Annotated in this window: 22 protein-coding genes and 3 pseudogenes; 7 read left to right on the top strand and 18 right to left on the bottom strand. The window is 67.2% G+C overall.

The genetic code is table 11. The features are described from left to right. Positions 1 to 7: 7 nt before the first annotated feature. The 3 genes from trpS to G4G29_RS16650 all read right to left on the bottom strand — a co-directional run bounded on the left by trpS (position 8) and on the right by G4G29_RS16650 (position 3,594). Entirely contained in the window at positions 8 to 1,048 is a 1,041-nt protein-coding gene (gene trpS / locus G4G29_RS16640) for a tryptophan--tRNA ligase (protein ID WP_183150871.1), read from the bottom strand. Between the two features lie 162 nt (positions 1,049 to 1,210). Continuing rightward, on the bottom strand, positions 1,211 to 2,302 hold the full coding sequence (gene aspS / locus G4G29_RS16645; protein ID WP_244632127.1) for an aspartate--tRNA(Asn) ligase: 1,092 nt from the start codon (positions 2,300 to 2,302) through the stop codon (positions 1,211 to 1,213). A 251-nt stretch (positions 2,303 to 2,553) separates the two neighbouring features. Then, entirely contained in the window at positions 2,554 to 3,594 is a 1,041-nt protein-coding gene (locus G4G29_RS16650; protein WP_183150872.1) for a DMT family transporter, read from the bottom strand. A 34-nt stretch (positions 3,595 to 3,628) separates the two neighbouring features. Here G4G29_RS16650 and G4G29_RS16655 point away from each other — a divergent pair, with 34 nt between their 5' ends. After that, entirely contained in the window at positions 3,629 to 4,282 is a 654-nt protein-coding gene (locus G4G29_RS16655; RefSeq protein ID WP_183150873.1) for a TetR/AcrR family transcriptional regulator, read from the top strand. A gap of 37 nt (positions 4,283 to 4,319) precedes the next feature. Here the strand turns inward: G4G29_RS16655 and G4G29_RS16660 are convergent, their stop codons facing one another. The 9 genes from G4G29_RS16660 to G4G29_RS16700 all read right to left on the bottom strand — a co-directional run bounded on the left by G4G29_RS16660 (position 4,320) and on the right by G4G29_RS16700 (position 13,043). Further along, positions 4,320 to 4,565 (bottom strand): hypothetical protein, encoded by a 246-nt coding sequence (locus tag G4G29_RS16660; RefSeq protein ID WP_183150874.1) that lies wholly within the window; start codon positions 4,563 to 4,565, stop codon positions 4,320 to 4,322. Between the two features lie 119 nt (positions 4,566 to 4,684). Next, complete coding sequence (locus G4G29_RS16665; RefSeq protein WP_183150875.1) at positions 4,685 to 6,265, bottom strand: alpha-amylase family glycosyl hydrolase; 1,581 nt, start codon at positions 6,263 to 6,265, stop codon at positions 4,685 to 4,687. Continuing rightward, positions 6,262 to 6,876, bottom strand: a complete 615-nt coding sequence (locus G4G29_RS16670; protein WP_183150876.1) for an SGNH/GDSL hydrolase family protein — start codon at positions 6,874 to 6,876, stop codon at positions 6,262 to 6,264. Before G4G29_RS16670 ends, G4G29_RS16665 begins: the two co-directional genes overlap by 4 nt. Next, entirely contained in the window at positions 6,873 to 8,024 is a 1,152-nt protein-coding gene (locus G4G29_RS16675) for a glycoside hydrolase family 99-like domain-containing protein (protein ID WP_183150877.1), read from the bottom strand. Before G4G29_RS16675 ends, G4G29_RS16670 begins: the two co-directional genes overlap by 4 nt. A 53-nt stretch (positions 8,025 to 8,077) precedes the next feature. Continuing rightward, complete coding sequence (gene dgoD / locus G4G29_RS16680; protein WP_183150878.1) at positions 8,078 to 9,226, bottom strand: galactonate dehydratase; 1,149 nt, start codon at positions 9,224 to 9,226, stop codon at positions 8,078 to 8,080. Further along, positions 9,223 to 9,981 carry an SDR family NAD(P)-dependent oxidoreductase gene (locus tag G4G29_RS16685; protein WP_183150879.1) on the bottom strand — a complete coding sequence of 253 codons (759 nt, stop codon included), beginning with the start codon at positions 9,979 to 9,981 and terminating at the stop codon, positions 9,223 to 9,225. Before G4G29_RS16685 ends, dgoD begins: the two co-directional genes overlap by 4 nt. Further along, positions 9,978 to 10,820: a carbohydrate ABC transporter permease gene (locus G4G29_RS16690; RefSeq protein ID WP_183150880.1), complete on the bottom strand. Its 843-nt coding sequence runs from the start codon at positions 10,818 to 10,820 to the stop codon at positions 9,978 to 9,980. The genes G4G29_RS16685 and G4G29_RS16690 overlap by 4 nt, the downstream gene beginning before the upstream one ends. Then, entirely contained in the window at positions 10,817 to 11,623 is an 807-nt protein-coding gene (locus G4G29_RS16695; protein ID WP_183152876.1) for a sugar ABC transporter permease, read from the bottom strand. The genes G4G29_RS16690 and G4G29_RS16695 overlap by 4 nt, the downstream gene beginning before the upstream one ends. Positions 11,624 to 11,765: 142 nt before the next feature. Further along, positions 11,766 to 13,043 (bottom strand): ABC transporter substrate-binding protein, encoded by a 1,278-nt coding sequence (locus G4G29_RS16700; protein ID WP_210274188.1) that lies wholly within the window; start codon positions 13,041 to 13,043, stop codon positions 11,766 to 11,768. A gap of 116 nt (positions 13,044 to 13,159) precedes the next feature. Here G4G29_RS16700 and G4G29_RS16705 point away from each other — a divergent pair. Together G4G29_RS16705 and G4G29_RS24195 are read left to right on the top strand one after the other, a co-directional pair. Further along, a pseudogene (locus G4G29_RS16705) lies at positions 13,160 to 13,822 on the top strand (LacI family DNA-binding transcriptional regulator); the annotation flags it as partial. Continuing rightward, positions 13,771 to 14,178: pseudogene (locus G4G29_RS24195) on the top strand (substrate-binding domain-containing protein); the annotation flags it as partial. The pseudogenes G4G29_RS16705 and G4G29_RS24195, both read left to right, overlap by 52 nt. 33 nt (positions 14,179 to 14,211) lie before the next feature. On the opposite strand, the gene G4G29_RS16715 reads toward G4G29_RS24195, so the two are convergent. Beyond that, on the bottom strand, positions 14,212 to 17,091 hold the full coding sequence (locus tag G4G29_RS16715) for a hypothetical protein (RefSeq protein ID WP_210274189.1): 2,880 nt from the start codon (positions 17,089 to 17,091) through the stop codon (positions 14,212 to 14,214). 106 nt (positions 17,092 to 17,197) lie between these two features. Here G4G29_RS16715 and G4G29_RS20740 point away from each other — a divergent pair, with 106 nt between their 5' ends. From G4G29_RS20740 to G4G29_RS22700, 3 genes are all read left to right on the top strand, one after another. Then, entirely contained in the window at positions 17,198 to 17,407 is a 210-nt protein-coding gene (locus G4G29_RS20740; protein ID WP_202045320.1) for a LacI family DNA-binding transcriptional regulator, read from the top strand. A gap of 103 nt (positions 17,408 to 17,510) precedes the next feature. Further along, entirely contained in the window at positions 17,511 to 18,008 is a 498-nt protein-coding gene (locus G4G29_RS22695) for an alpha/beta fold hydrolase (RefSeq protein ID WP_244632128.1), read from the top strand. A 53-nt stretch (positions 18,009 to 18,061) separates the two neighbouring features. After that, positions 18,062 to 18,400 (top strand): hypothetical protein, encoded by a 339-nt coding sequence (locus tag G4G29_RS22700; RefSeq protein ID WP_244632129.1) that lies wholly within the window; start codon positions 18,062 to 18,064, stop codon positions 18,398 to 18,400. A gap of 1 nt (position 18,401) precedes the next feature. Here G4G29_RS22700 and G4G29_RS16730 read toward each other — a convergent pair whose 3' ends face one another. The 3 genes and pseudogenes from G4G29_RS16730 to G4G29_RS16735 all read right to left on the bottom strand — a co-directional run bounded on the left by G4G29_RS16730 (position 18,402) and on the right by G4G29_RS16735 (position 19,652). Then, entirely contained in the window at positions 18,402 to 19,091 is a 690-nt protein-coding gene (locus G4G29_RS16730) for a glycosyltransferase (RefSeq protein WP_274601195.1), read from the bottom strand. After that, positions 19,010 to 19,228: pseudogene (locus G4G29_RS24200) on the bottom strand (glycosyltransferase); the annotation flags it as partial. The pseudogene G4G29_RS24200 and the gene G4G29_RS16730, both read right to left, overlap by 82 nt. A gap of 55 nt (positions 19,229 to 19,283) precedes the next feature. Further along, positions 19,284 to 19,652: a hypothetical protein gene (locus G4G29_RS16735; RefSeq protein ID WP_183150885.1), complete on the bottom strand. Its 369-nt coding sequence runs from the start codon at positions 19,650 to 19,652 to the stop codon at positions 19,284 to 19,286. Between the two features lie 75 nt (positions 19,653 to 19,727). Here G4G29_RS16735 and G4G29_RS16740 point away from each other — a divergent pair, with 75 nt between their 5' ends. Then, on the top strand, positions 19,728 to 20,093 hold the full coding sequence (locus tag G4G29_RS16740; RefSeq protein WP_183150886.1) for a hypothetical protein: 366 nt from the start codon (positions 19,728 to 19,730) through the stop codon (positions 20,091 to 20,093). 77 nt (positions 20,094 to 20,170) lie between these two features. On the opposite strand, the gene G4G29_RS16745 is transcribed toward G4G29_RS16740, so the two are convergent. Both G4G29_RS16745 and G4G29_RS22705 read right to left on the bottom strand, forming a co-directional pair. Further along, positions 20,171 to 23,500, bottom strand: a complete 3,330-nt coding sequence (locus G4G29_RS16745; RefSeq protein ID WP_244632130.1) for a PQQ-dependent sugar dehydrogenase — start codon at positions 23,498 to 23,500, stop codon at positions 20,171 to 20,173. After that, positions 23,497 to 24,162 carry a hypothetical protein gene (locus G4G29_RS22705; RefSeq protein ID WP_244632131.1) on the bottom strand — a complete coding sequence of 222 codons (666 nt, stop codon included), beginning with the start codon at positions 24,160 to 24,162 and terminating at the stop codon, positions 23,497 to 23,499. Before G4G29_RS22705 ends, G4G29_RS16745 begins: the two co-directional genes overlap by 4 nt. Between the last annotated feature and the right edge of the window lie 71 nt (positions 24,163 to 24,233).

Raw genomic sequence — 24,233 nt, forward strand, 5'->3', positions numbered from 1 at the left:
CGTTCGCTCAGTACACCGTACCCATCGCGTCGCGCACCTGCGCGAGCGTGGCCTCCGCCACCGCTGCGGCACGCGCATTGCCCTGCCGCAGGACCGACTGCACAAGACCCACGTCCGCGGCGAGCTCTCGGCGGCGCTCCCGAAGCGGTGCGAGGAATTCGTTCACCGCAGCGGCCGTCACTGCCTTCAGTGCACCGCTGCCTCCATCCCCGATGCTGCCCGCCAGCTCCTCCGGCGAAGTATTCATACACAGAGCGGCTGTCGACAACAGCGCCGAGACTCCTGGGCGCAGTCCGGGATCGAACGTGATGCGTCTCTCGTGATCCGTTCGCGCGCGACGGATGACCGCTACGGTCTCATCGGGCGTCATCGACAGGGCGATCGCGTTGCCGTAGCTCTTCGACATCTTCCGGCCGTCCAGACCCGGCACTTCCGGAGCGGCGGCGATCAGCGGCTCAGGAACGGGGAAGGTCGCCCCGTACCGCTCGTTGAACCTCCGGGCGATCACCCGTGTCATCTCCACGTGCGGAAGATTGTCCTTCCCCACAGGAACGAGGTTGCCCTTGCAGAAGAGAATGTCCGCAGCCTGGTGCACCGGGTACGTGAGCAGCAGGCCGCTCAACGCACGGCCTGAAGCCTCGGCCTCCGCCTTGACAGTCGGGTTCCGATGCAACTCCGCCTCCGTGACGAGGCTGAGGAAAGGCACGAGCAACTGGTTCAGAGCGGGTATCGACGAATGCGTGAAGATCGTCGTCCGCGCGGGATCCATCCCCGCGGCGAGATAATCGAGCACCGCCCCGTAGACGTTCTCCCGCACATTCGCCATGGTGTCCCGGTCCGTGATGACCTGATAGTCGGCCAACACGAGGAACGTCTCCACACCGCCCTGCTGCAGACGCACGCGCTCTTCGATGGTCCCGAAGTAATGCCCCAGATGTAGCGGCCCGGTCGGCCGCTCGCCGGTGAGCACCCGGAATCTCTCCGGGTGCTCACCGACGGCAGCCGAGACTTCCTTCGAGCGCTGCGCAGTGGCGATGAATGACTCCATGTGTCTCTCCCAGATGATCGGGAGCCACACGGAGTTCTCTGGTGCTGCCACGAACTGCCGTGCAGCCCGTGAACATGCTTCAACCGGCCGCTATCGCAGCCACCACCATGCGGAGCGGTTGAAGTTCATGGATCGATGCTATCGCGCTGTTCGGTCACAGCGTCAGGGCGAGAGACGATGCAGGTCGCGCGGGAAGAGTGTCACCTCACGGATGTTCGACGCCTCGATCAGGCGCGACACCCAGCGCTCCAGGCCGATCGCGAAGCCACCGTGCGGCGGCATGCCGTGGGCGAACGCCGACAGGTAGGCGGCGTAGGCATCCGGGGACTCGCCGCGCTCCTCGATGGCGGCGATGTAGTCGGAGTGCCGGTGCAGCCGCTGCCCACCGGTGACGAGCTCCAGGCCGCGGAAGATCAGGTCGAAGCTATTGCTCCACCGCGGGTCGTCGGGCTGCGGGTGCGTGTAGAAGGGCCGCTTGCGCATCGGGTACCCCTCCACCGCGAGCACGTCGCTGCCGTGCGTCTCCCGTGCCCACTCGCCGAGTGCGCGCTCGTGCGAAGGCGCCAGGTCGGGTTCGTCGTCGGGAGCGCCGACCAGTTTCAACGCATCGCGGAAGTGGATCACGGGGATCTCGTCCGGGATCGCCGGGAGCGCCACGTCGAGGCGCTTGAGCGCGTCGGGGGTCTCAGCGCGCATGCCGTCGACCATCCCGCGCAGCACCTGGTGCAGCACGGTGAGCACATCGCGGTGGTCACGGATGAACCCGAGCTCCGCGTCGAGCGACACGTACTCGGCGAGGTGCCGCACGGTGTCATGAGGCTCCGCGCGGAACACCGGCCCCGTCTCGTAGACGCGCTCGAAGACGCCGACGAGCTGCTGCTTGAAGAACTGCGGGCTCTGGGCGAGGTAGGCCCTCGAGCCGAAGTACTCGACGGGGAAGACGTTCGCCCCCGACTCGGTCACGCTGTCGACGAGCTTGGGCGTCTGGATCTCGGTGAACCCCGCGGCGTCGAGCGTGCGCCGGAACCCACGCAGGCTCGCCGCCGCGAGTTCCCATTTCGCGCGCTGCACCGGGTGCCGCCAGGTCACCGCGGCGTGGTCGAGCACGGTGGGAAGAGCCGCATCGAGAGCAGGGCGCCACAGCTCGACGACCGGAGTGCGAGCCGGCTCCGAGAGCAGGGAGATCATGGGCGCCGTCACCTCGATGCCGCCGGGGGCGTGCGGGTTCGCCGTCGCCGTGCCGTCGATGCGCACGACGGTCTCCTCGCCGGGGAGCCCCTCGGTGGGCACCTCCCCGGGCGGAGCACGACCTGCGCGAGCCCCGAGCGGTCGCGGACGATCAGGAACGACACCTTCGCGAGCTCGCGGCGGCGATGGACGTGACCCATGAGGGTGACTCTCGCGCCCGGAGGCGCGTCGGGAAGGTGAGCGGCGAGCGTGCGGGCGGGGTCGGATGGCGACATGATTCCTCCAGGTGGCGAAAGCCCTGGAGGTGCGGGCGGGGGCTAGATCGCGGTGCCACCACACCTTCGCCGATCGCTCATCGGCCTCTCGTCGATCCGCCGGACGCGCGGGAACTGCCTGCCCGAGGGCGGAGGGGCGTCACTTCCTCGCAGATACCGCGGCCATCGTAGCATCGCGGTCGGAGTCGGCTCCTCCCGCGCCTCACTCACGAGCACGGCGGCCACGCCGGCCGCGCACAACCCGAACCCGAGGACGGTCACCGGGGTGAGGGGCTCGCCGAGGAGGGCGCCCGCCGCCGCGGTCGTGGGCGCGATCAGGAAGAGCAGTGCGTTCAGCGCCGTGATCCCGACCCGGCGCAGCAGCCACCAGTAGAGGCCGTACGCCGCGAGCGTCGGGAACGCCGCGGCGAATCCGGCGGCGAGCCAGAACGACGCGGAGGCCGGCGGCACGAGGTCGCCCGAGACCACGGCGACGAGGATGAGCGCCGCCGCTGTCGCCGTCACGTGGATGGTCAACGTGACGAGCGTTCCCGTGCGCGATGCGGACCGCCGCTGCAGGAAGGTGCCGACGATCAGGCAGGCCATCGCCGCGGCCGGCCAGAGATAGGCCGCCGGATGCGCGCCGGAGCCTTCGAGCTGGGAACGGACGACGAGCACGACACCGACCGCACCCGCCAGGAGCCCCGCCCATTGTGCTCCGCGTACGCGCAACCCGAGCAGCGGCCCGACGAGCACGGCGACGACGAGCGGCTGCACGGCGTCGATCAATGCCGTCGTCCCCGCTGCGACCCCCGAGGCGATGGCCGCGTACACCGCGGTGCAGTAGCCGAACTGGGCGAACAGTCCGATGAGCGCCTGGCGCCGGACGTCCGCACTCGTGACGCCGCGCGCCGCACGGGTGAGCCCGACGACGACGAGCAGGACAGCGGCGAGCGGGACGAAGCGCCAGACGAGGAGCGCCAGCGGCGAGATCTCGGCGGGGGCCATGGCGGGTACGAGGAAGCCGGAGCTCCAGCTCAGGACGAAAGCTGCGGATGCGGCTACCGTGACGCCGACCCGAAGTATACCGATCTGTTTACTCATCGCCATCACTATACAGGTTGGTATACTTCTTGTCATGGCCGTCCCCGTTCCCGAACTCTCCCCGCTCACTCCGGGCGCCTCCCGCGTGCTCGACGCCGCATCGCAGCTCTTCTACGAGCGGGGCATCCATGCGGTGGGGGTCGACACGATCGCGGACGCGGCAGGCGTCACCAAGAAGACGCTGTACGACCGCTTCGGCTCCAAAGAGGCGCTGGTCGTCTCGTACCTGCAGCACCGCGACGCCCGATGGAGGGCGCACGTGGCCGAGCACCTCTCCCGCGTGCCCGAACCCGGAGCCGACCGGGTGCTCGCCGTCTTCGATGCAGCGATCACATGGTCGGACGAGAACAGCCCGAAAGGGTGCAGCGCGATCAATGCGCGCGCCGAGATCGGCGACGGGCACGACGGACACCCCGTCTTCCCCGAGGTGGCTCGACAGAAGGCCTGGCTCCTCGACCTGTTCACGTCGCTGTGCCGTGAAGCGGGCTGCGCGGATGCCGTGCTCACCGCGCAGGCGATGATGCTGCTGTACGAGGGCGCGATCGTCACGGTCGGCATGGAGACGTTCGCCCAGCCGTTCGAGGTGGCCAGGCGCCTGGCGGTCTCGATGCTGGAGAACGACGGCGCGGCACGACGCGACGAGGTCGAGCCCACGCACCGCGGAGGATCCGCGGGAGCAGTCGTGTGAGCTCCGGGTCGCCGTATCGAGGAGGCCTCGTTCTCCGCTAGCTCGTTGAGGATGACACCAGGTCGTCCCATGCGGCATCCGCCTGCTCGGCCGACACCCCACCCTGCTCGAGCAGCGTCGGGTACTGCCCGTACGCGTCATCGATCGACGTGCACGCCGCCTGCACATCGACGCTCAGAGCGTCGCCGGCCAAGTGCGTGACCTGCGAGCAGCCGGTCAGAGCTGCGACGGCGAGCGCACCGGTGGCGAGGAACAGGGGAGACGGCGTCTGGGCGGCGCACACCCCGAGAGTACCGAACCGACTGGACCGGGGTTGATCTGCGCCGAGTCAGCGTCCCGGCTGCACGAACCACGCTGCCTCGCCGGGAGCGAGTTGATTCGTGAATCCCAGCCCCGAGGAGGTCAGGATGCACTCCCCACCCCCATCTCCGTTCCAGATTTCGTCCCCCAGGTTTGCGACCACACGGATGTCCGCGACCGAGAAGTCCAGCGTGTCGTCGCGGGATGAGTTCCAGTGAAGCGGGCCACGATCGAGTGCGTGCGCACGGCGCTGACGAATCGCCGTCGTGTAGAGAGAAAGGAACGACTGGTCGTCACCGACCTGCTCCTGTCGCGCGAAGCTCGCCCACTTATGAGGCTGCGGCAACCACGATGCTCCCGACCGGCTGAACCCGAAGGCAGGTCGGTCCGATGCCCACGGCAACGGCACCCTGCTGCCGTCACGGCCGACGACGCGCCCTGCGGAGCGTTGGAACGTGGGGTCTTTTCGCGCGGAGTCGGCGATCTCCGCCTCCGGAAGCCCCAGCTCCTCCCCTGGTACACGTAAACGGATCCGGGCAGAGCCATCACGACCGCGGCGGCGGCGCGCGCGAGACGCTCGCCGCGGATCGGATCCATCTCGGCGATGTCCGTCGGATTCAGACCACGCCCCGGCCTCGGCGGATGTGACGCACCGAGCCGGGTCCGGACACGGACAACGTCGTGATTCGAGAGGACCCACGACGGCGATGCACCGACATCGACCATCGCCTCGATCGCCTCGTCGATGCGGGACCGAATCTCGTGAGCGTTCCACGTCGCCTCCAGCAGATCGAAGTTGAACGCCTGATGGAGCCGTCCGGGGGCTACCCATTGCGCCAGTGCTGCCGGGGGGCTCGCCCACGCCTCCGCAACGAACATGACCTGGTTTCTTCGACGCTCCACGTGCTGACGCCAGCCTTCGAAGATCTCGAAGACCCCGGGCTGACGCCAGTAAGGACGGCTGGCGAACGGACTGTCATCCGTGAGCTCGGCGTCGGGGAATTCCTCATCCTTGACGAGACCATGCGCGACGTCGATGCGGAAGCCGTCGATCCCGCGATCGAGCCAGAAGTCGAGGACGCCGAGGAAGTCGGCTCGGACATCGGCAGACGACCAGTTCAGGTCCGCCTGAGTGCGGTCGAACAGGTGGAGATACCACCAGTCGTCCGGCCACCGCCCGTCGTGCTCGCGCACTCTCGACCATGCACTGCCGCCGAACTCCGACTCCCAGTTGTTCGGCGCAGCACCCTGGTCGGATCCAACGCCGCGGCGGAAGTGGAATCGGCTGGCGGCAGCGCTCGACGGACCCTCGTCGAGAGCCTTCCGAAACCATGCATGGTCGGTGGAGACGTGGTTCGGAACGAGGTCGATCAGAACGCTGATCCCTGCCGCGTGTGCATCGCGGACGATCCCGTCGACATCGTCGAGCGTTCCCAGAACCGGATCGACCGCGCAATAGTCCGCCACGTCATATCCGCCGTCCCGCTGCGGGGACGCATAGAAGGGGGAGAGCCAGATGGCACTCACCCCCAGATCGACCAGGGCCGGCAGGCCCGCCCTCAGCCCGGCCAGGTCGCCGATCCCGTCACCGTCGCTGTCGAGGAAGGAGCGCGGATAGACCTGGTAGATCACGGACCAGTCCGCGTCGTACGGATGACCCTGCGCCTCTCCCCGCAGGGTCATCGTGCTGTGCCCGCGGGGAGGACCTCGGCGATCCAGGCGGCAGCGAGCGTGTCGAACCCGGCAGCGGTGGGATGCACGCCGTCGAAGGCGAGGTCCATCGGTGCGCACGCGCTCATCTCCATCGCGGACTGCGCGTCGACGATCGCAGCACCCACGCGTCGTGCAGACGCGCGTTCCACCTCGATCTTCGGGCCGAGATCGTCGATCAGCCACTCCCCTTGGCCTGGAGCGACCGGAAGCAGGAACGGCGTCATCACGACCACCCGGGCGACACTGCGGAGACGGTCGACAAGCGCGTCGAACGCCGCAGTGAACGCCTCGAGAGGCACCGGCGCATCGCTGTCGTAGCGACGCCACGTGTCATTGACGCCGACCATGATCGACACGAGATCGGGCGCGAGCTCGATGCAGTCGGATTCGACTCGCCTCAGGACGTCGGCAGCCTGGTCTCCGTTCACTCCGCGGTTGAGAACCTCCACGTCGAGCCCCCGTTCGGTCACGGCGTGAGCGATCCGGCTCACATAGCCGTCGCCGGTCGGAGGGCCCCCTGTCGTGCGGCCGGAGTCGGTGACGCTGTCTCCGAGGAAGACCCACCGTTCGCGAGCGGTCATGCGCGATCATTCCTCGTGCCGAACACGCGCCGGACAGCCTCCAGGAAGCCGAGTCCGTGGTGGGTGTCCGGGAGCAGCGACGACCCCTCGGTCCATTCGTTCCACGCGTTCACGGTGATCACAGGATGCGCGACCCCGTGCGCTTCGACGAACTGGGCGGCGCGGCGCAGACCCGCCTCGAACTCGTCGGGAGTCGGATCCCAGATCGGCATCCACGGATACTCTCCGCGCACGAAGGGCACGGACTGATCGGTGCGTGGGCTGGGATCCCATCCCACGGTCACGTTGGGGTGGAAGGGCACAGGCAGGGATTCTGCGTACTTCTCGTACTCCGCGAACGCCGTGTCCCGCAGGAGGGCGATGTCGGCGTGGTGGAGATCGAAGTCCTCGACGTCGGCATGGTGCACCCAGACGTACGACGATGCCGATGCGAAGTCGAGCTCGAGGAGCGCCTCCGCCGGGTCATCGATCATGACGGCCGCCGGCAGCACGCCGAATCCCCAGACGACCGCGTCCAGGTGCAGTCCGGCGTGTCCCGCTTCGATGCAGCGGTCGCGGAACGACGCGAGCGCATCGGCTGTTCCCTCGATCCCGCCGAGTCCCTCCAGCAGGTTGCCGATCTCGTAGATCGAGAACCACGGCTTCCCGTCGACCTTGAGGTAGTTCTCCTGAGAGAAGTAGTGCTCGATCACATGATCGACCATCCGGTCGAAGGCTTCCCGGTCGATGGCCCCGTCGAGCATCAGCGGCGCGTCCAGCGTCGTCGGATCATGCGACGGGAAGTTGTCTCGCAGTTGATGATTCGCCCACATCAGGGCGAACTCGACATCGTTCGCGTTCGGTGCGCCGAGGAGCCCCCTGTCGAGCGCTCCGTTGAGGTACGGCCCATCGCGATACCAGTAGAAGTCGACGAGGAATCCGTCGACGCCATAGTTGCGTGCGAGCGCGATCTGCGTCGCCGCGTCGCGAGGATCCGCCTCGTCGAGTTCTCCCAGTGCCGAGACGCGGGGCTGACGATGGCCGGAGAAGCGCGGCTTCGCCGCACGCAGCAGCTCCCACTCCGTCCAGTTCTCGCCGAACCACACATCGTTGCGAGGGTCGGCGTGCCAGTCCGGGAAGTAGTAGGCCAAGATCTTCGGGCGCGACAAGGTTTCTCTCCTGTTCGGGTGATGAAGGGCTGATGCTGGTCGGATCCTGCGCGTCACCACGGCGCGCGGGATCCGTCTGGCTTGCGAAGAAGGGGGATCCTCCAGTCGTGCGGTGACCGGGACGCATGGCGCACCGCTTCCTCGTCGATCTGCACCCCGAGCCCCGGCCCGAGCGGCAGAGCGAAATGGCCGTCCTCCATCTCGAACACGGCGGGGTCCTCGACGAGCGAGAGGAATCCGGTACGTGCGCCGTACGAGGAGTGGATCAGCTGTTCCTGAAGCAGGAAGTTGGGCACCGCGAAGTCGAGGTGGAGTGCCGAGGCGAGCGCGATCGGCCCCAGCGGACAATGCGGGGCGAGAGGGACTCCGAACATCTCCGCGAGCGCTCCGATGCGACGAACTTCCGATATGCCTCCGGCATGGCTGGGGTCAGGCTGAGCCACTCCGAGTCCCGCCCGGAGCAGAGGATCGAACTCTGCCCGCGAGTAACGGCGCTCGCCGGCGGCGATGGGGATGGCCGTCGATTCGATCACCGCCTTGAGAGCGTGCTCGTGTTCCGGCGCGATGGGTTCCTCCGCGAACAACAGGCCGAAGTCGGCGAGGTGCCGCAGCACCCGGATGGCGTCGGCCGGAGCGAGCTTGCCGTGGAAGTCGACCGCGAGATCGACGTCGCCGCCGATCGTCGCGCGGACCGTCGAGACCCGATCCACGACGTCGCGGATCTGGGCGGGAGACGCGAAGGTGTCAAGAGGACCGGCGGCCGGCGCGATCTTCACGGCTGTCATCCCGCGACCGACGGCGGCAGCGGCCTCGTCGGCCAACTCGGGAAGAGTGTCGCCGTGCACCTGGGCGTATGCGCGCACCCTGTCTCGCACATGTCCACCCAACAGCGCGTGCACCGGTTGCCCGTAGGACTTCCCGGCGATGTCCCACAGGGCCTGATCGATTCCGGCGAGCGCCGCCTGCGCGATCGCGCCTCCGTTGTAGAACTGCGAGCGGCCCAGCGTCTGCCAATGGTCTTCGATGCGCAGCGGATCGAGTCCGATGAGGTATTCGAACGCTTCGCTCACGGCGGCAGCTACGGTCGACGCGCGCCCCTCGATGATCGGCTCGCCCCATCCCACGATGCCGGCGTCGGTACCCACTCGCAGGAACTGCCAGTTCGGCCCGACTTGGAAGAGTTCGAAGTCAGTGATCCTCATGAACCCGCCCTCCCCCAGATCGATGCCCCCGAGTCCACGACGACGGTCTGCCCCGTTATGCCTTGCGCGTCCGCAGAGGCGAGGAAGGCGACGGTCGCAGCGACGTTCTCCGGGGTGGTCGCCCGCCCAGCCGGCGACGTCTCTCGCCACGATCGCCGGACGCTGTCATCCAGAGCAGCCCAGGCCTCCGTCTCGACGACGCCGGGGGCCACCGTGTTGACGCGAACCCGGCCCGCGAGGTCCACTGCCAGTTGACGGGCGAGTCCCACCATGCCCGCCTTCGCGGCCGCGTATGCAGGGACGCCGGGAAAACCCTGGACCGCGTGGATCGACGATGTGAAGACGATCGCGGCGTCGGTCGATCGAACCAGTGCGGGCAGCGTCGCCTTCACCGCGAGGAAGGCCGAGCCGAGATTGAGGTCGAGCTGTGCGCTCCACGCGTCAGGGGTCCCGTCGATCGGCGCGGCCTCCGTTCGACCTGCGTTGTGGTGCAGCACGTCGAGACCACCGCCGAAGGCGACAGCCTGCTCCGTCGCCGCGACCCACTCGTCTGGTCGAGTGACGTCGAGACGGATCGCGACCGCGGAACGTCCGCCGATGGAGGCAGCGAGAGCTTGTGCCGCTTCGAGGTCGATGTCGGCGATAGCCACCCGTGCGCCCTCATCGACGAAGCGCCGACACACTGCCGCCCCGATACCGCTGGCACCTCCCGTGATCAATGCGGTTCTTCCGTGAAAGCGTGCGATACCGGTCACTTGACGCTCCCTCCGAGGAACCCGGAGATGATCCGGCGCTGGGCGAACATGAAGAGGATGAGAAGCGGTGCACTCGTGAACACCGCATGCGCGAAGATCAGGTTCCAGTTGAGCTCGTACTGGTTGGCGCTCGCGAAGTTGAACAGTCCGAGCGGCAGAGTCGCGTTGACGGGATCCGGCAGCAGGAAGTACGCGTAGAAGAAGTCGTTCCAGATCCCGAGAGCCAGGAACACACCGGACGTGAGCAGAACCGGCCGCAATGACGGGACGATGATGTGCCAGAAGACACGGAGAGTTCCCGCGCCGTCGAGCTGCGCGGCTTCTTCGAGCGAGTACGGGATGGCCTTCACGAATCCGGTCATGAGGAAGATGGCCACCCCCATGTAAGCCCCGCAGTAGAAGAGGACCAGACCGACCGGTCCGCCGTACAGGCCCGTGGCCTGGAGCACACGGATCGTCGTGATGATCGACGGGGGAAGCAGGATCCCGGCCACGGCCACGTAGTAGAGAGCCTGGATCGTGCGCGCCTTCCCTCGCGCGAAAACCCATGCCGCCATGGCACCGAAGAACAGGGTGAGCAGGATCGCCGGAACGGTGATGAGGATGCTGTTCAGCAGTCCCATCAGGCCGTTCCCGTCGGTCACCACACGCGTCAGGTTCTCCCAGAGCACGAAAGGTTCAGGGAAGTCGAGCGACACGCGTTTCGCCTGTTCGCCCGACTTCGACGCGGTGACGAGAGCGAGGTAGAAGGGCATTCCGATGAGCACGATCACGCCGACCCACAGCACGAGATCGAGACCGACGGATCGTGTGATCCGAGCGCGGCGCGCGGACGTCATTGTTCGATTTCCCTTCGACGGAGGTAGGCCACGAGTGGGATCGCGATGACGACGATCACGACGAACAGCAGCAGCGTCATCGCGGTGGAGCGTCCGAACGCACCGAACCCGAACTGTTGGAAGACGAACATGTTCAGCACCTGGGTGCTGCCGCCTGGACCGCCCTGAGTGGTCGCGAGGATCACGTCGATGCCGCTGAGCGCGCCGATGACGGTGAGGACCAGATTGATCGTGAAGGCCGGGGCGAGCAGCCGCCAGCGGACCGAGAAGAACGTCTTCCAATACCCCGCGCCGTCCAGAGTCGCCGCTTCCGTGTACTCCTGCGGGATCGCCGAGAGACCAGCGAGATAGATGAGCGCGCTAAGGCCGAAGAACTTCCACGCATGGATCGCCGCGAGCCAGACGATCGTCCATTCCGGCGACCCGAGCCACTCCACGCGCACCTCGGTGCTGCTCAGAAAGGACAGGACCTCGTTCAAGACGCCTTCGTAGGAGAGTATTCCTTTGAAGATGTAGCCCGCCGCGAGCGGCGACAGGAGCACGGGGATGAAGATGAGCACCCGCATCGCCCGGTGCGCTCTGGTGGGTCTCTCCAGACCGAGCGCGAACGCGAGAGCAAGCACGTTCTGGAAGATCGCCACGCACACGGCGTAGACGAGGGTCACGCGGAGCGCCTGCCCCAGCGCCCCTCCGCTCATGAGGCTGGTGAAGTTGTCGAAGCCGACGAAGTTCACGTCCGGCCGGAATGAATTCCAGTCGGTCCAGGCGTACACGAAGTTGAGTGCGTTTGGCACCACGTACATGAACAGCAAGAGTGCGAGGGGGATGACGAGAAGCAGCGTCTGCGAGCGCCGCGCGCTGTGAGCGCGACGAGGTGTGCGGTGAACCACAGTGTTCCGTTCTTCGGACCGGATGGGGCGCACAGCGCCCCATCCGGTGCACCACTCAGAAGCCGGGGATCCCGGCGATCTTCGCGTTGTCCACGAAGGTCGTCTGCATCTGCGTCGCGACCTCCTCGGCTGTGAGCGAGCCGATCAGGAGTTGCGAGATCAGGGTATCGAGGCCGGACGGGCTCGAGAGCGCTCGCATTCCGTCGCTCGGGATGCCGTCTCCTGTGAACGACGCAGCGACCTCCTGCTGGAGCGGCGAGACACCCTCGGGATCGGCGACTCCGTCGATCACCGACGGCTCTTTCGTCATCTCCAGGTACTGCGGGTAGCCGTCACCCGTGGTGACCCACTCGATGAAGTCGCGCGCGGCAGACTCTTTCGCCTCGTCGCCGGTCTTCGCAGCTTGGATCGAGGTGAGGTTGGATGTCTGCCACATCACCTTGCCCGATTCGTTCGGCAATCCGAAGAAGCCGAGGTTGTCGGTGTCGCCCGTCAGCGACGGCAGCATCCAGGACGCCTGGATCACCATTGCGACGTCGCCGCTCTGCAGCTTCGCCGCCTGGTCCGCGAACGTCGCGGTCTTCCAGTCCGCGTTCGAGTATCCGTCGTCGACGAGGGACTTCTCCCACTCCAAGGCCTCGATGACCGCGTCGCTGCTGTCGTAGCCGGCTTCGTTCGCGTTGAGGTCATCGACGAATCCGGCATCGACAGCGTCCGTCAGCGCTGTGATGTACGGCAGCTGCAGGGTCCAGGTGTCACCCCCGGCGATCGCGACGCCGTCGATACCCTGCTCCTGGAAGGTTTCGAGCGCAGCCGCGAACTCCTCCGCGGTCTCCGGAACGTCGACGCCCGCCTCGGCAAACACGTCTTTGTTGTAGAAGACGCCGAAGACGGACGGGAACCCGGTGGTTGCCGTGTAGTGGACTCCGTCGAGGGTGCCGGAGTCCGCGAGACCGAACAGCGTCTTCGAGACGAACGGCATATCGGACAGGTCCTGGAGGTTCTTCTTCGCGTCGAGCTGGCTGAGGAACAGGTTCGACGACTGCCCGAAGAGGATGTCGGGACGCTGCCCCGTGGTCCACTTGGTCATGACGTTCGCCTCGAACCCGTCGGGGATGGTCACGAACTCCATCTCCACGCCGCTCTCTTCCGCGTAGGCGTCGAGAATGTCTTTGGTCGCCTGTGGCGTCGACTGGGCGCCCCAGACGGTCAAAGTGGTGGCCTCGTCGCCAGCGGGCTGGTCGCTTGCGCACGCGGAGAGTGACGCGGCAGCGACGCCGACCACCGCCAGTGCGGTCAAGCTCTTTCCGTACTTCAATGCGGTGCCTTTCATCGGGAGTCGTCTTCGACTCGTGAGTGCGGAACATTGGTGAACCGTTTCACCGTATGCTAGCTCACAGAGGTTCGCAACCGCTAGCCTGATGTGAATCTCCAGACGAAGAGGACACCATGACGAACGCGACGATCCGCGATGTCGCACACGCGGCAGGAGTCTCCGTCGGCACCGTCTCCAACTTCCTCAACGACACCAAGCCCATCGCACCAGACACCCGACAGCGGATCGAGGAGACGATCGCTCGTCTCGGCTTCGTGCCCAACAACGCGAGCCGTGTCATGCGCGGCCATCGGAGCCTGGCTATCGGGCTCATCGTTCCCGACTCCCCCGATCCGTTCTTCACGGATCTGGCCAGGGGCGTCGAAGACAAGGCTCGGGAGTCCGGCTACGTGGTCGTCGCCTGCAACACCGACGGCATCGACGCCAGGGAGATCAGCTACGTGCGGGCCCTGACGGAGATGAGGGTCGCCGGCGCGATCGTCATGCCGACGTCGCTGGCGACGGTCGCCCCCCACCTGCAGCGGCTCCGGCAGTCGGGTGGACGATTCGTCCTTCTCGGAGAAGCGTCCTCGGACATCGATGCCTGCACGATCGCCTTCGACGACTTCGCCGGCGGGCGGGCTGCGGCAGACCATCTGCTGGCCCTCGGCCATCGCGAGATCCTGTTCGTGGGCGGGCCGGGCGGCGAACGCCAGATCTCAGAGCGCCTGGCCGGAGCACGCGCAGCGCTGGAGGCCGCTGGACTGGACCCCGGGCGATGCAACGGATCGACGCCGCCGGCTCCAGCATCCTGCAACGGACCGAGGTCGGCGACCGCATCCTCGATCTTCCACAGCGCCCCTCGGCGTTGTTCTGCGCGAACGACTCCCTCGCACTCGCCGTGCAAGGCGCCCTCCTGCGCCGCGGGGTCCTCGTGCCCGACGACATCGCCATCGTCGGGTACAACAACATCGACCAGACGCAGCTGTCCCCCATTCCGGTGACGACCATCTCCACGCCGCGATACGACATGGGAACCCTTGCCGCCTCGCTGCTGCTCGCCGAGTTCGACGCAGACCACCGGCATTCCCACACCGTCATGGACACGCACCTCGTGGTCCGGGAATCGACGACCGCGAGCCCCACCCGCTAGGCGGGACTCGCGGACGTCGTGCGGACTATCGGATCAGACGTACTCGATCTTCGGGTCCCAGTTCGTCACGTCGAAGTAATGATCGTCGTTCTGCGCAGCGATGAAGTAGATCGCATCTCCGGCGTTCACGTCTCTCTCGAGGTCGAAACCCACCTCCGCGCTCGAGTCCCCCGGCATGGCCTGGGGACCCCACAGCACATCCCCCAGGTACGACGGCACCTCTCCCCCCGCAGCGATCGTGAGCGTCGTCCCGTCTCCTCCCTGTCCTGGCTGCGCCAGGGACGCCTTCCCACTCACCCGCACTCTCCCGGCCTTCGGTGCGAACCACTTGACCACCGCATCATGGGGCGCCTGCGGGCTCAGCGCACCGGCGAAGGCGAGCGTGTACGGCTCGTCACCCACCCAGCGGTTGTTGGTGGAGTCGGCCTTCATGTTGGTCAGATAGAGCGTCGATGACGAACGCCTGTCGCGCTGGAGGTAGGCCCAGTTGTTCGCGCCCTGAGTCAGAGCGAACGCCGTGGCGAGTTGCGTCGTGGTCGGCACGACCGGGGGCGGCGACGCGGGTCCACTCACTCCTCCGGAAGCGAGCGGGACGGCTGTCGCACTCGACCGCACCTCATCACCGGTGACGGCTCGCACCGCGTACGACGCGTCGCTCCCGTGCCCTGCCCCGAACCAGAACGTTCCTCGCGAGACCTTGTCGATCACTGCACCGTTCTTCACGATCTCCACATACGACACCCACGACGTCGCCGAGGCCATCGTCCAGTTGATCTCCGTGCCGCTCGCGCCGAGGTAGTTCGACAGGGTCTTCGTCGCGGCGGTCGGGGCCGCCGGCGCCGTCGTCTGCTGACCGGATCCCGGATAGTCCGTGAGATTGAAGAGGAGGATCTCCCCCTCCTTCAGCGCTGCGATCGGCACACCATCCGTCATCCACTGCGCGCCCGTCTTCGTCTGCGCGAAGCCGGGCGTCTTCCACATCCTCAACGCATAACTGTGAGTCGGCAGCAGGCCCTTCGGATGAACCGTCACCGCACTGCCGAAGTACGGCGTATAGCTCGAGAAGGTGAGATAGGACCGCTTCTGATCACCCGAGGATCGCTGGAGCACGTAGGTGTGGTCCCCGCCCACCACGGGAGGACGATAAACCTTGACCCAGCGGCCCACCATTCCCTGATCCGTGAGCCATCGTTGCAGCGCGATGTACTTCCGGGTGCTCTCTGCGACGGATTCGGAATACTGCGTCACCTGGCTGAACCCTGTCGCGATCGACGGCTCGGACGCGAACGTGTGAGAGATCTTGTCGATCGGCAGCTTCAGAGACTGGTAGTAGCCGGAGTAGTGATGCGCGTTGCCGTCCGTCGTCTGCTGGCTGTCGCTGAACCGGACGGCCCCCATCAGAAGTGTCTCTCCTCCTGAGGCACACCCGTCGATGGTGGCATCGCTGTGGCCGTCCTTCACGGATTTGAGCAACCCGAGAAACGCCTGGGACTGCAGGAGCATGGTGCTCTCGTCGCCCCCTGCCGGCCAGGACGGCATCCCGTCGTAGCGCCATCGGTACCCGCCCCAGTCCGCTTGCGCCGCGTCCGCTTTCGCCCGCGCCCACGCGGCCGCATCGCCGTTCGCGAGGTCGAGGTGAAGCCCGTAGAACGTGGCAGACGATCCGTTCACGAGCCAGTTCGGGTGTGCATCGAGCACCTCCGACCCACGATCGATGTGCCAGAACGGCATCCACATCTTGAGCTGGATGCCGGACTTTCTGACGTAGCTGCTGAGAGCGGTGATGTCGTCGCTGGCGAGTGCAGGCTTCCAGTCGCCCTTCCTGTCGTACCAGTTGTCGTCGATGTGCACGAGACCCGCGCCGATGTAGCGCGTGTAGTTCGCGGAGGCGACGGCGTTGGGCAGCTGAGGTGCGGAGCGCCACTGCCAACCACCACTGGGAACGATCGATCGGGTGTAGTCCCAGAGGTAGCGGTATGTGTAGTCGCCGATGGCGTTCCCGAGGTCATCGACATCGCCGCTGGCCACACCGAGCGTGACCAGCGGGAGTTCGATCGAACCGTTCGCCGGGATGCTCAACGCCGGTGTGTAGGACTGGACGACGGCACTGAGACCGGTTGTCTGACTGACGATCTGGCTCACCCAGTGCCCGTTGTAGTCGAAGGTGAACCACAGTCGATCCTTCGTCGCGACGTTCTCCAGGGCGAAGAACGTGTCGTAGATCGAGGTGCCGTTGCTGTACGAGCCCAGACCGGGAGTCGTGTGCCCGTCCACCTCGATGATCTCTGCCTGGTCATGAGAGTCGAACGCTCGGCTGTAGCTGGAGGTGAGCGGCACCTCCTTCAAGATGCCGGAGCCGGTGAAGTTCCCACCACCCGTCATGTAGGAGAGGGTCGTGCCGGCAACCGCGCCGCCGAGAAGGGAGTGCGTGAGGAAAGCAGGGTTCGTGAGGGTGGACGCGCTGCCCGAGACATTGTGGATGATGGTCCGCTCGGCGATGACGCCCGTCTCCGGGTACACGGTGTAGCTCCGGGTGACGGTGAGACCGCTCCGCACGAGAACGAGATCGAGTCGGACGGATCCATCGGGCTGATTCTGCGACGACTGCGCCTGCAGCCCCCAGCCCCCTGACCCGCCCCCGAGCACCGTTCCGTTCCAGGTGAACAGGAACTCCTGCGAGTTCGACGCTCCGCCGACGAAGTCGGTCGTTCCCGCGTTCGAGACCAGGGATGTCATCCGGAACACACCGCCGACCAGGGAGATCTTCTTGGTGATCGCGGCCGTCCCGAGCGTCCAGCTGTTCGTGGCCGCGTCGAACTCGACGATCACATCCGACGCGGCCGCGGCCGGATTTGTGTGCGGAGAACTCCACCCCACCATGGACGCGACGACAATTCCCGTCGCGCCCAACATGAATGTTCGCCTGCTCAGAGGCGGCGCCTCGCCCCGAGTGCCGCACACGTCCCACGCTTCGCTCATCATCGAGCCCTTCCTCTCACACGGTGAATCGGTTCACCACATGGTGACGGCTCCTGCCCATAAGGTCAAGAGGCAGATCATTGCGGCGGAGATGCGCGAGCGGGTGTTGAGCGCGATCGACGGGCTCGGCTTCGTCCGCACCAACGCGGCCCGCTCCCTCGTCACCGGGCGAGCCGACACCGTCGGATTCGTCGTCCTGGCACGAGTGATGCTGGAGCAGGACCCGGGAGTCGCCGCGCCGGCTCTGTGAGCCGTCGCGACACGCCACCGGGCGAGGCCGCGGCAGGGCGAGAGCCCGCCGACCGCGGCGCGCGATCCGGCCACGACCACGCGCCCGGGAGTACCGTGTCAGCGTGTCGACAGATTCACGCCGCGGACCGTCCTCCCTTGCGCCCGCCGCACTCGACGCGTCGATCGGCGACATCGACTGGACCGTCCCGCCCGACGGGGCCCGGCGCCGGCGGTTCCCGGCGCCGAGCGGAGACCTGGCGGTGATCGAAGTCGGGGATCCCACTCACCCCCGCGTCGTGCTGGTGCCGGGGGTCACGGGTTCGAAGGAGGACTTCACCCTGATGCTGCCCCTGCTCGTCGATGCCGGCTACTTCGTGCAGTCCTTCGACCTCGCAGGGCAGTACGAATCGCACGCGGCCGGCGCCGATGCGACATACTCGTCCGAGCTGTTCATCGGCGATCTGATCGCCTTCCTCGAAGCGGGCGCACCGGCGCATCTGCTGGGGTACTCGTTCGCCGGCACGCTCGCGCAGCTCGTCACGGTCCGTCGTCCCGAGCTCGTCCGCTCCCTCGCGCTCCTCACCGCTCCCCGGGCGTCGGGAACGTCTTCGCGAGCATGAGGTGGCTCGGGCCGCTCGCACCGGTCACGAGCCCGCGTCGAGGCGCCGGGCTCATGATCTGGGGCATCGTGACGAACAAGAACCGCGTCCCTCCTCGCCGACTCGCGTTCGTGCGGTCGCGCTTCGCGCTCACGAGCCGGCGCAGCGTCGACGAGATCATCGGCCTGATGATGGCGACCCCTGACGTCCGCGAAGGCGTGCGCACGCTCACGATGCCGAAGCTGGTTGCGACCGGAACGCACGACCTGTGGCCCGTCGCCGCGCACGAACGGTACGCCCGCGAGATCGGCGCCGACTTCCGCGTCTATCCGACCGGTCACAGCCCGAGCGAGACGACGCCGCACCAGTTGACGGCCGATCTGCTCGCCCTCTACGCCCGCGCTCCGGGCTGATTCACGCGCCCGTCGTCGGTGCCGCAGCGTCACGTCGGGCCTGCCTGCGCCGGTGCGGCGCCTCCTGCGGCAGATGCAGGCGCACCGTGGGGAGCACGAAGCTCAGTCGCCGTCGCAGCGAGGCCCAGTCCTGGAACGGTCGCGCCGAGACCTCGACGACGAGCCCTCTGTCGCGAAGCACGGTCATGCCCGGTCGGACATGGAACGACAGGTCGAAGTCGTCATGGATGTTCTGCGCGTCGCGATGCACCTCGCCGCTCAGGGTCCTCCACGTCTCGGCGCGCATGGCCATGTTCGAGCCGAACAGCGGCGCGTGCCCGAGCAGCGGCGTGAGCACCGTGTACATCCCGCCGATGTAGAGGTGCTCGCCCACCCAGTGCACGAGCGGGGTCGAACCGTAGAACCGCGGATCACCGGTGACGAAGTCGAGGTCGTCACGCTCACGGAAGGCACGCTCGATGCGGGCGACCCAGTCCGGTCCCGGCCGGGAGTCGGCATCCAGCCGCGCGATGATGTCGCCCGTCGCCGCGTCGTACCCGCGGCCGACGCCCGGGGGATCCCCGGCACCGGTTCCGTCACCACCCGCGCCCCGAACCGCTCGGCGACGACGACGGTGTCGTCCGTGCTGCCGTTGTCGACGACGACGACCTCGTCCGCGGGACGTGTCTGCCGCTCGACGGCCGCGAGACACACCTCCAGCAGGCGGGCATCGTTGCGCACAGGGATGACCACGGAGACGGACAGCGGGAAGACGGTCGTCATCGTCCTCCCTTCCGCGCCGTCGACCGACGGAGACACAGACAGTCTCCATCGCGCAGACCCACGCATGCAGGATTGAGCCAGGAGCGGCGAGCGCGGTCTTCGCGAACGCGGTCGCTCCCGCTCAGCCGCAGAACGCCGCGGTCGAGTCCTTGAGCTGCTCGATGGCCTCGATGGTCTCAGGCGCCGTGAGGTCGGTCATCCCGCCGATCTTCTCGGCGCCCGAGCGGATGAGATCGCCCAACTGGCCGTCGACGTTCTGCGCGAGGCCGTCGAGCGACGCGACGAGGTCATCCCGCGCGGCGTCGGCCTGCTCCGCCGACACCTGGCCCTGATCCAGCAGCGACTGATACTGCCCGTACGCCTCGTCGATGGTCGTGCAGGTCGCCTCGACATCGATGCCCATGGCGTCGCCCGCCAGCTGCGTCACCTGCGAGCATCCCGCGAGAAGGCCGATGGCGAGGACGAGAGGGAGGACGACGATTCGGCGCATGCCCCGAGGGTAGCCGGGCTTGCTGGGGCGAGCCTGGTCGTCCTGGGCGCAGGCCCGACCTGTAGTGTCCCCTTCATGCGTCTCTTCAGCGGGCTCCTCCTCTGGCTCGTCGCGACCGTGAGCGGCGTGATGGGCGCCGGCTGGTTCAGCCTCGCCGGACTCGGCTGGTCGGGCGGTTTCATCACGAGGAGCTACTGGGACGACGAGAGCGGTATCGGCGTCGCGTTCGGGATCTTCGGCCTGGTGGTGTGGCTCGGACTCCTCGGCGCTTCCTTCGCGGTGCTGCGCGGCGGCGCCTTCCCGGCGACCAGGGGCATGCGCATCGCGTCTGTCGTGCTGACCATCGTGAGCGTCGTGGCGGTCGTGACGGTGTGCGCGCTCGCGATCGGGTGGCCGGAGCCGCCCAGCGAGTTCCCGACCCCGCCGTGGAACCGCGCTTGAGCTCACAGGGTCGGGCGCGGCGCACACCCACGGGCAGGAGGCGGATTCCGCCCCCTGCCCGTAGACCTGCCGAGCCGCTATCCGCCCGCGGTGACCAGCGTGAACGGCACCGTCGTGGCGTTGCCCGCCACGTCGTACACGACCAACGTGTTCGCACCGGCCACGGCGCCGAACGCCCCCGGCTTCACCGCATTGAGGTCGGACCAGACGTTGTCGGTGAGGTCCTTCGTCACACCGTTCAGCGTGAGGCGATCGATCTTGCCGGCGTCGTTCAGCTTGTACGAGACGAGGCTGTAGGTCCCGTCCGCGCCGACCGTGAACTGCGCCCCCGTCTTGACCGTGACGGTGGGAGCCATCACGTCAAGCGTGAAGGTCACCGTGGTGGCGTTGCCTGCCACGTCGTACACGACCAGGGTGTTCGTCCCGGCCACGGCACCGAACACGCCGGGCTTCACGTGGTTCAGGTCGGACCAGGTGTTGTCGGTCAGATCCTTCTCGACCCCGTTGAGGGTCAGCCGATCGATCTTCCCCTCATCCTGGAGCTTGAACGACACCCGGCTGTAGACGCCGTCGCGACCCACCGTGAACTCCGCGCCGCTCTTGACCGTCGCCACGGGGGCCGTGGTGTCGGTCTTCGCCGCCGTGACGGTGAGGTCGCGGAGGCGTCCGAAGTTGTCGAACGAGCCGAAGCCCACCCGACCCTCGGTGAACGTCTTGTCGTTCGCGGTCAGCAGCGGGGTGTCGAGCCCGTCGACGTAGACGGCGATGTCGCCGCTGTCGGCGCACCGGACCAGGCGCACGTCGTGCCACTCCTCGTCGGTGACGGCCGGCGGCGCCCCCACGGTCCCGTCCCACTGGTCGTCGATCCGCTCACGGTCGGCCTTGTTCACCTTGAAGATGCCGTTGTGCGGGTAGATCGAGTTGTCCTGCGAGAGGTGCGCGTAGTAGTACTCCGTATCCGACTTCCAGCCGAACACGAGGATCACATCACGGTTGTTGACCGACGCCTTCTCGTCCAGCCGCACCTCTCCGGTGAGGTCGAACGATCCGAGTTCCGGCCCCTCGGTGAGGACCGCGTACTCGAACGGACGTCGGATGCCGTCGTTCGGGTTGGTCCCCGCCTCGGTGAGCACGATCTGGTCGCCGGGGAAGTCCCACTTCGCGGGTGTCCGCGGCGCCCAGTCCTCCTCCGACATGACGTCCGAGATGACCAGGCCATCCGGGGTGCAGGTCGGCGGGGTCGGCGGTTCGACCGGCGGCACGGCGTACAGCGCGTACTGCGCGGCGACCTGCTCGGCGGTGGGAACCGTGTCGAGCAGCATGATGTCGTCCATCCGACCGTTGAACGGGTTGGCCTCACGCGTGTTCTGCGGGAAGCTGCCGCCGATCTTGATCCCGGCCGGTGCGGTGTCGGATGTGGATCCCGCACCCCACGGATTGGCCGCGGTGTACTTCCCTGCGAGCTCCTCGCCGTTCATGAACAGCTTCATCTCGCCCGCGGCGAAGTCGAAGGTCGCGGCGAGGTGCACCCACTGCCCCTTCTTGAGGATCTCGTTCCACGGCAGGTCGGCCGCGAACGTCCACGACCCTGCACCGTCGACGCGGCGCCCGAGCGCCACGAGCTTGAGCTCGCCGTCGACCGTGATCACCTCGAGCAGCGCCCGCACCGCGTGTCCGTCGGAGGTGCCGGTGAGCACGCCCGCGAGACCGATCGCGTTGTACACGTCGTCGGGGTTCGCCGTGCCCGAGTTCAGGGCCGGGTGATCGCCGGTCGGCTTGAACCAGCCCATGACAGAGGCCTTGTCGGTGCCGGCGAACGCGTCGAGCGAATCGACGCCGTTCGCGTCGTAGACGCCCGCCTTCCAGTCGTCGTTCGATGCCGTCCGCGGACTCATCTGCTGCGTCTGCAGCGCCTCTCCCGCACCGGGGTAGGCGCGGTCGGCCACGCGCATCTCCACCCCGCCGTTGATCAGCGAGATGTCGGTGCCCGAGCGCCCCTGGTCGACCTCGACGGTCGGCTTCGCGGCATCCGGGTGATCGAAGTCGTGGTGCGTGACGACGTTCGGCGCGAGCGCCGGCAGGACGAACGGGTTGGTCGGCTCATCGACCTCCCGCGCGCCCGTCACCTTCCAGATCTTGCCGTTGGCCTTGGAGACGAGGTAGAGCTCGCCGTCGGCGTCGGACCCGAATCGCAGGTCGACGCGCTTGTCGCCGACCAGCTCCTGGAACGTGGTCTCCTCGCCATCGGCGAAGACCCGCAGCTCCTCGATCGTGGCGAGGTCGTCGATGTCGCCGTCGTTGCGCACCATCTCATCGGCGTCGGTCGACAGCACCCAGCCACGGACGAGGTCGGTGAACAGGTAGCGACCCTGCAGTTCGGGGATGTCGCCGCGGTAGACGAATCCGCCGTTCACGGCCACCCCGGCGTCACCGGTCTGACCGGGGTCTCGGTTGTGATCGTAGGCGGCAACCGGGTAGGTGAACCCGTTCTCGGCATCGTCCTCCGGCAGCGGGAAGATCTGCCGGTTGTCGGCCAGGAACGACCCCTCGCGCACCGACCAGCCGAAGTTGTCGCCCGGTTCGACGGCATAGACCGACTCGACCTGCCACTCGCCGATGTGCGCGAGATACATGGTGTGGTCGCCCTCGGTGTCCCAGCTGATCCGGTGCGGGTCGCGCATGCCGACCGCGTAGATCTCGGGCAGCGCATCGGCGTCGTCGACGAACGGGTTGTCCGCCGGCACGCCGTATTCGCCGTTCTCGCTGTCGTCACCCGTCGGGTTCACGCGCAGGATCTTGCCCTGCGGTGTGGCGAGGTCCTGCGGGTTGCCGTTGCCGACGCCGTTGCCGCCGTCCCCGACGAGGATGTAGAGGTTGCCGTAGTCGGCGTCGCCGTCCTCGACGGTGGGGTTGAACGCGATCTGCTGCACGGTGTGCACGCGACCGGCGAACGGGATGCGCATGACCTCGCGGTGCGTGCCGGCGAAGGTCTCGGCGGATGGATCGCTCGCCTTCCACTCGGTGATCACGCTGTGGAACGCGGTGGTGCCGAACGCGGGGAAGTCGGGGGTGTCCTCCGTCAGCGCCGTGCCGCCCTCGGTGTGAACGGTGTAGAACAGACCGTTCTCGGCGAAGTCGGGGTGGAATTCCGCGGACCCGAGACCCGTGCCCAGACCTGCACTGTTGTGGAAGTTGTCGATGAACTCGTTCCGCACGTTGAGGTACGGCACGTACTCGCCCGACTCCTTGTCGACCAGGTACAGGATGTCGTTGTTGTCGGGCACCATCAGCCGGCCGGAGTCGTCGGGCACCTCGTCGAGGTGCGTGATGCGGTTGTGCCGCACCAGCCGCTGATCCTGCGTGGCCGGGGTCGTCTGCGACTTCGGCAGCTGCGCGAGCTCGGTCACCTCGATGCCGAGGTCGGCGAGCGCGGGGTCGGGGAGCGGGTTGAGCAGCGGCTCATTGGCCGTGCCGCCGGGGGCGCAGTCGCCGGGGTTGCCGGTGGCGATCGCGAGGTTCTCCCCGTGGTGTCGACGGCGACGTCGTCGAGCAGCAGGCGTCCGGTGCTCGTGGCGCCGTTCTTCCAGAAGAACCGGTCGAGCGCGCCGTTCACCGCCTGGCGGAAGCCGAACTGCTGCTCGGTCCCCTCCGGGAGTCGCGTCTGCTCCTCATAGGCGCCGCCCTGGCTGTACACGGTGACCTTGTCTGCCGCGTTGTCGGCGACGATCCACACGCACTGCCACGCGTCCTTCGACCACACGCCGGCCGGCTTGAACGCTCCGCCGTCGCGCACGCGCAGCACGTCGTCGTTCTGGTTGTTCACGTAGGCGCGACTGTTCACGTAGTCGTTCGGCGCATCCACGTCGGTGAGGCCGAACGAGGTGTCGACGCTGCCGGTGCGCAGGAACCGGAAGAAGAGCGTTCCGGTGGTGCCCTCGGCGATGGCCGGGATCGCGCGATACGACTGCTGACCGCCTCCCACGGACTCGACGACCTGGTTGTTGCCGTTCAACGGGTCGGCGATCACCCGGGGAGCCGCGGACGACGTCCAGCCGTCCTGCCCGTTCAACGCGACACGCTGGTACGCCTCGAAGTCGATCAGCTCGGTGAACGGCTCGGCCGCAGCCGCGGGGCCGCCGT

The sequence above is a fragment of the Microbacterium sp. Se63.02b genome, assembly GCF_014171575.1.
In the GTDB taxonomy this organism is placed as follows: domain Bacteria; phylum Actinomycetota; class Actinomycetes; order Actinomycetales; family Microbacteriaceae; genus Microbacterium.

Excerpts from the sequence above, each read along its gene's own strand:
- G4G29_RS20740 (WP_202045320.1), top strand. The coding sequence starts at position 17,198 with ATGGTGACGGCTCCTGCCCATAAGGTCAAGAGGCAGATCATTGCGGCG.
- G4G29_RS22700 (WP_244632129.1), top strand. The coding sequence starts at position 18,062 with ATGATCTGGGGCATCGTGACGAACAAGAACCGCGTCCCTCCTCGCCGA.
- G4G29_RS16740 (WP_183150886.1), top strand. The coding sequence starts at position 19,728 with ATGCGTCTCTTCAGCGGGCTCCTCCTCTGGCTCGTCGCGACCGTGAGC.
- trpS (WP_183150871.1), bottom strand. The coding sequence starts at position 1,048 with ATGGAGTCATTCATCGCCACTGCGCAGCGCTCGAAGGAAGTCTCGGCT.
- G4G29_RS16690 (WP_183150880.1), bottom strand. The coding sequence starts at position 10,820 with ATGACGTCCGCGCGCCGCGCTCGGATCACACGATCCGTCGGTCTCGAT.
- G4G29_RS16695 (WP_183152876.1), bottom strand. The coding sequence starts at position 11,623 with ATGTACGTGGTGCCAAACGCACTCAACTTCGTGTACGCCTGGACCGAC.
- G4G29_RS16655 (WP_183150873.1), top strand. The coding sequence starts at position 3,629 with ATGGCCGTCCCCGTTCCCGAACTCTCCCCGCTCACTCCGGGCGCCTCC.
- G4G29_RS16665 (WP_183150875.1), bottom strand. The coding sequence starts at position 6,265 with ATGACCCTGCGGGGAGAGGCGCAGGGTCATCCGTACGACGCGGACTGG.
- dgoD (WP_183150878.1), bottom strand. The coding sequence starts at position 9,226 with ATGAGGATCACTGACTTCGAACTCTTCCAAGTCGGGCCGAACTGGCAG.
- G4G29_RS16650 (WP_183150872.1), bottom strand. The coding sequence starts at position 3,594 with ATGAGTAAACAGATCGGTATACTTCGGGTCGGCGTCACGGTAGCCGCA.
- G4G29_RS16700 (WP_210274188.1), bottom strand. The coding sequence starts at position 13,043 with ATGAAAGGCACCGCATTGAAGTACGGAAAGAGCTTGACCGCACTGGCG.
- G4G29_RS16715 (WP_210274189.1), bottom strand. The coding sequence starts at position 17,091 with ATGTTGGGCGCGACGGGAATTGTCGTCGCGTCCATGGTGGGGTGGAGT.
- G4G29_RS16735 (WP_183150885.1), bottom strand. The coding sequence starts at position 19,652 with ATGCGCCGAATCGTCGTCCTCCCTCTCGTCCTCGCCATCGGCCTTCTC.
- G4G29_RS16670 (WP_183150876.1), bottom strand. The coding sequence starts at position 6,876 with ATGACCGCTCGCGAACGGTGGGTCTTCCTCGGAGACAGCGTCACCGAC.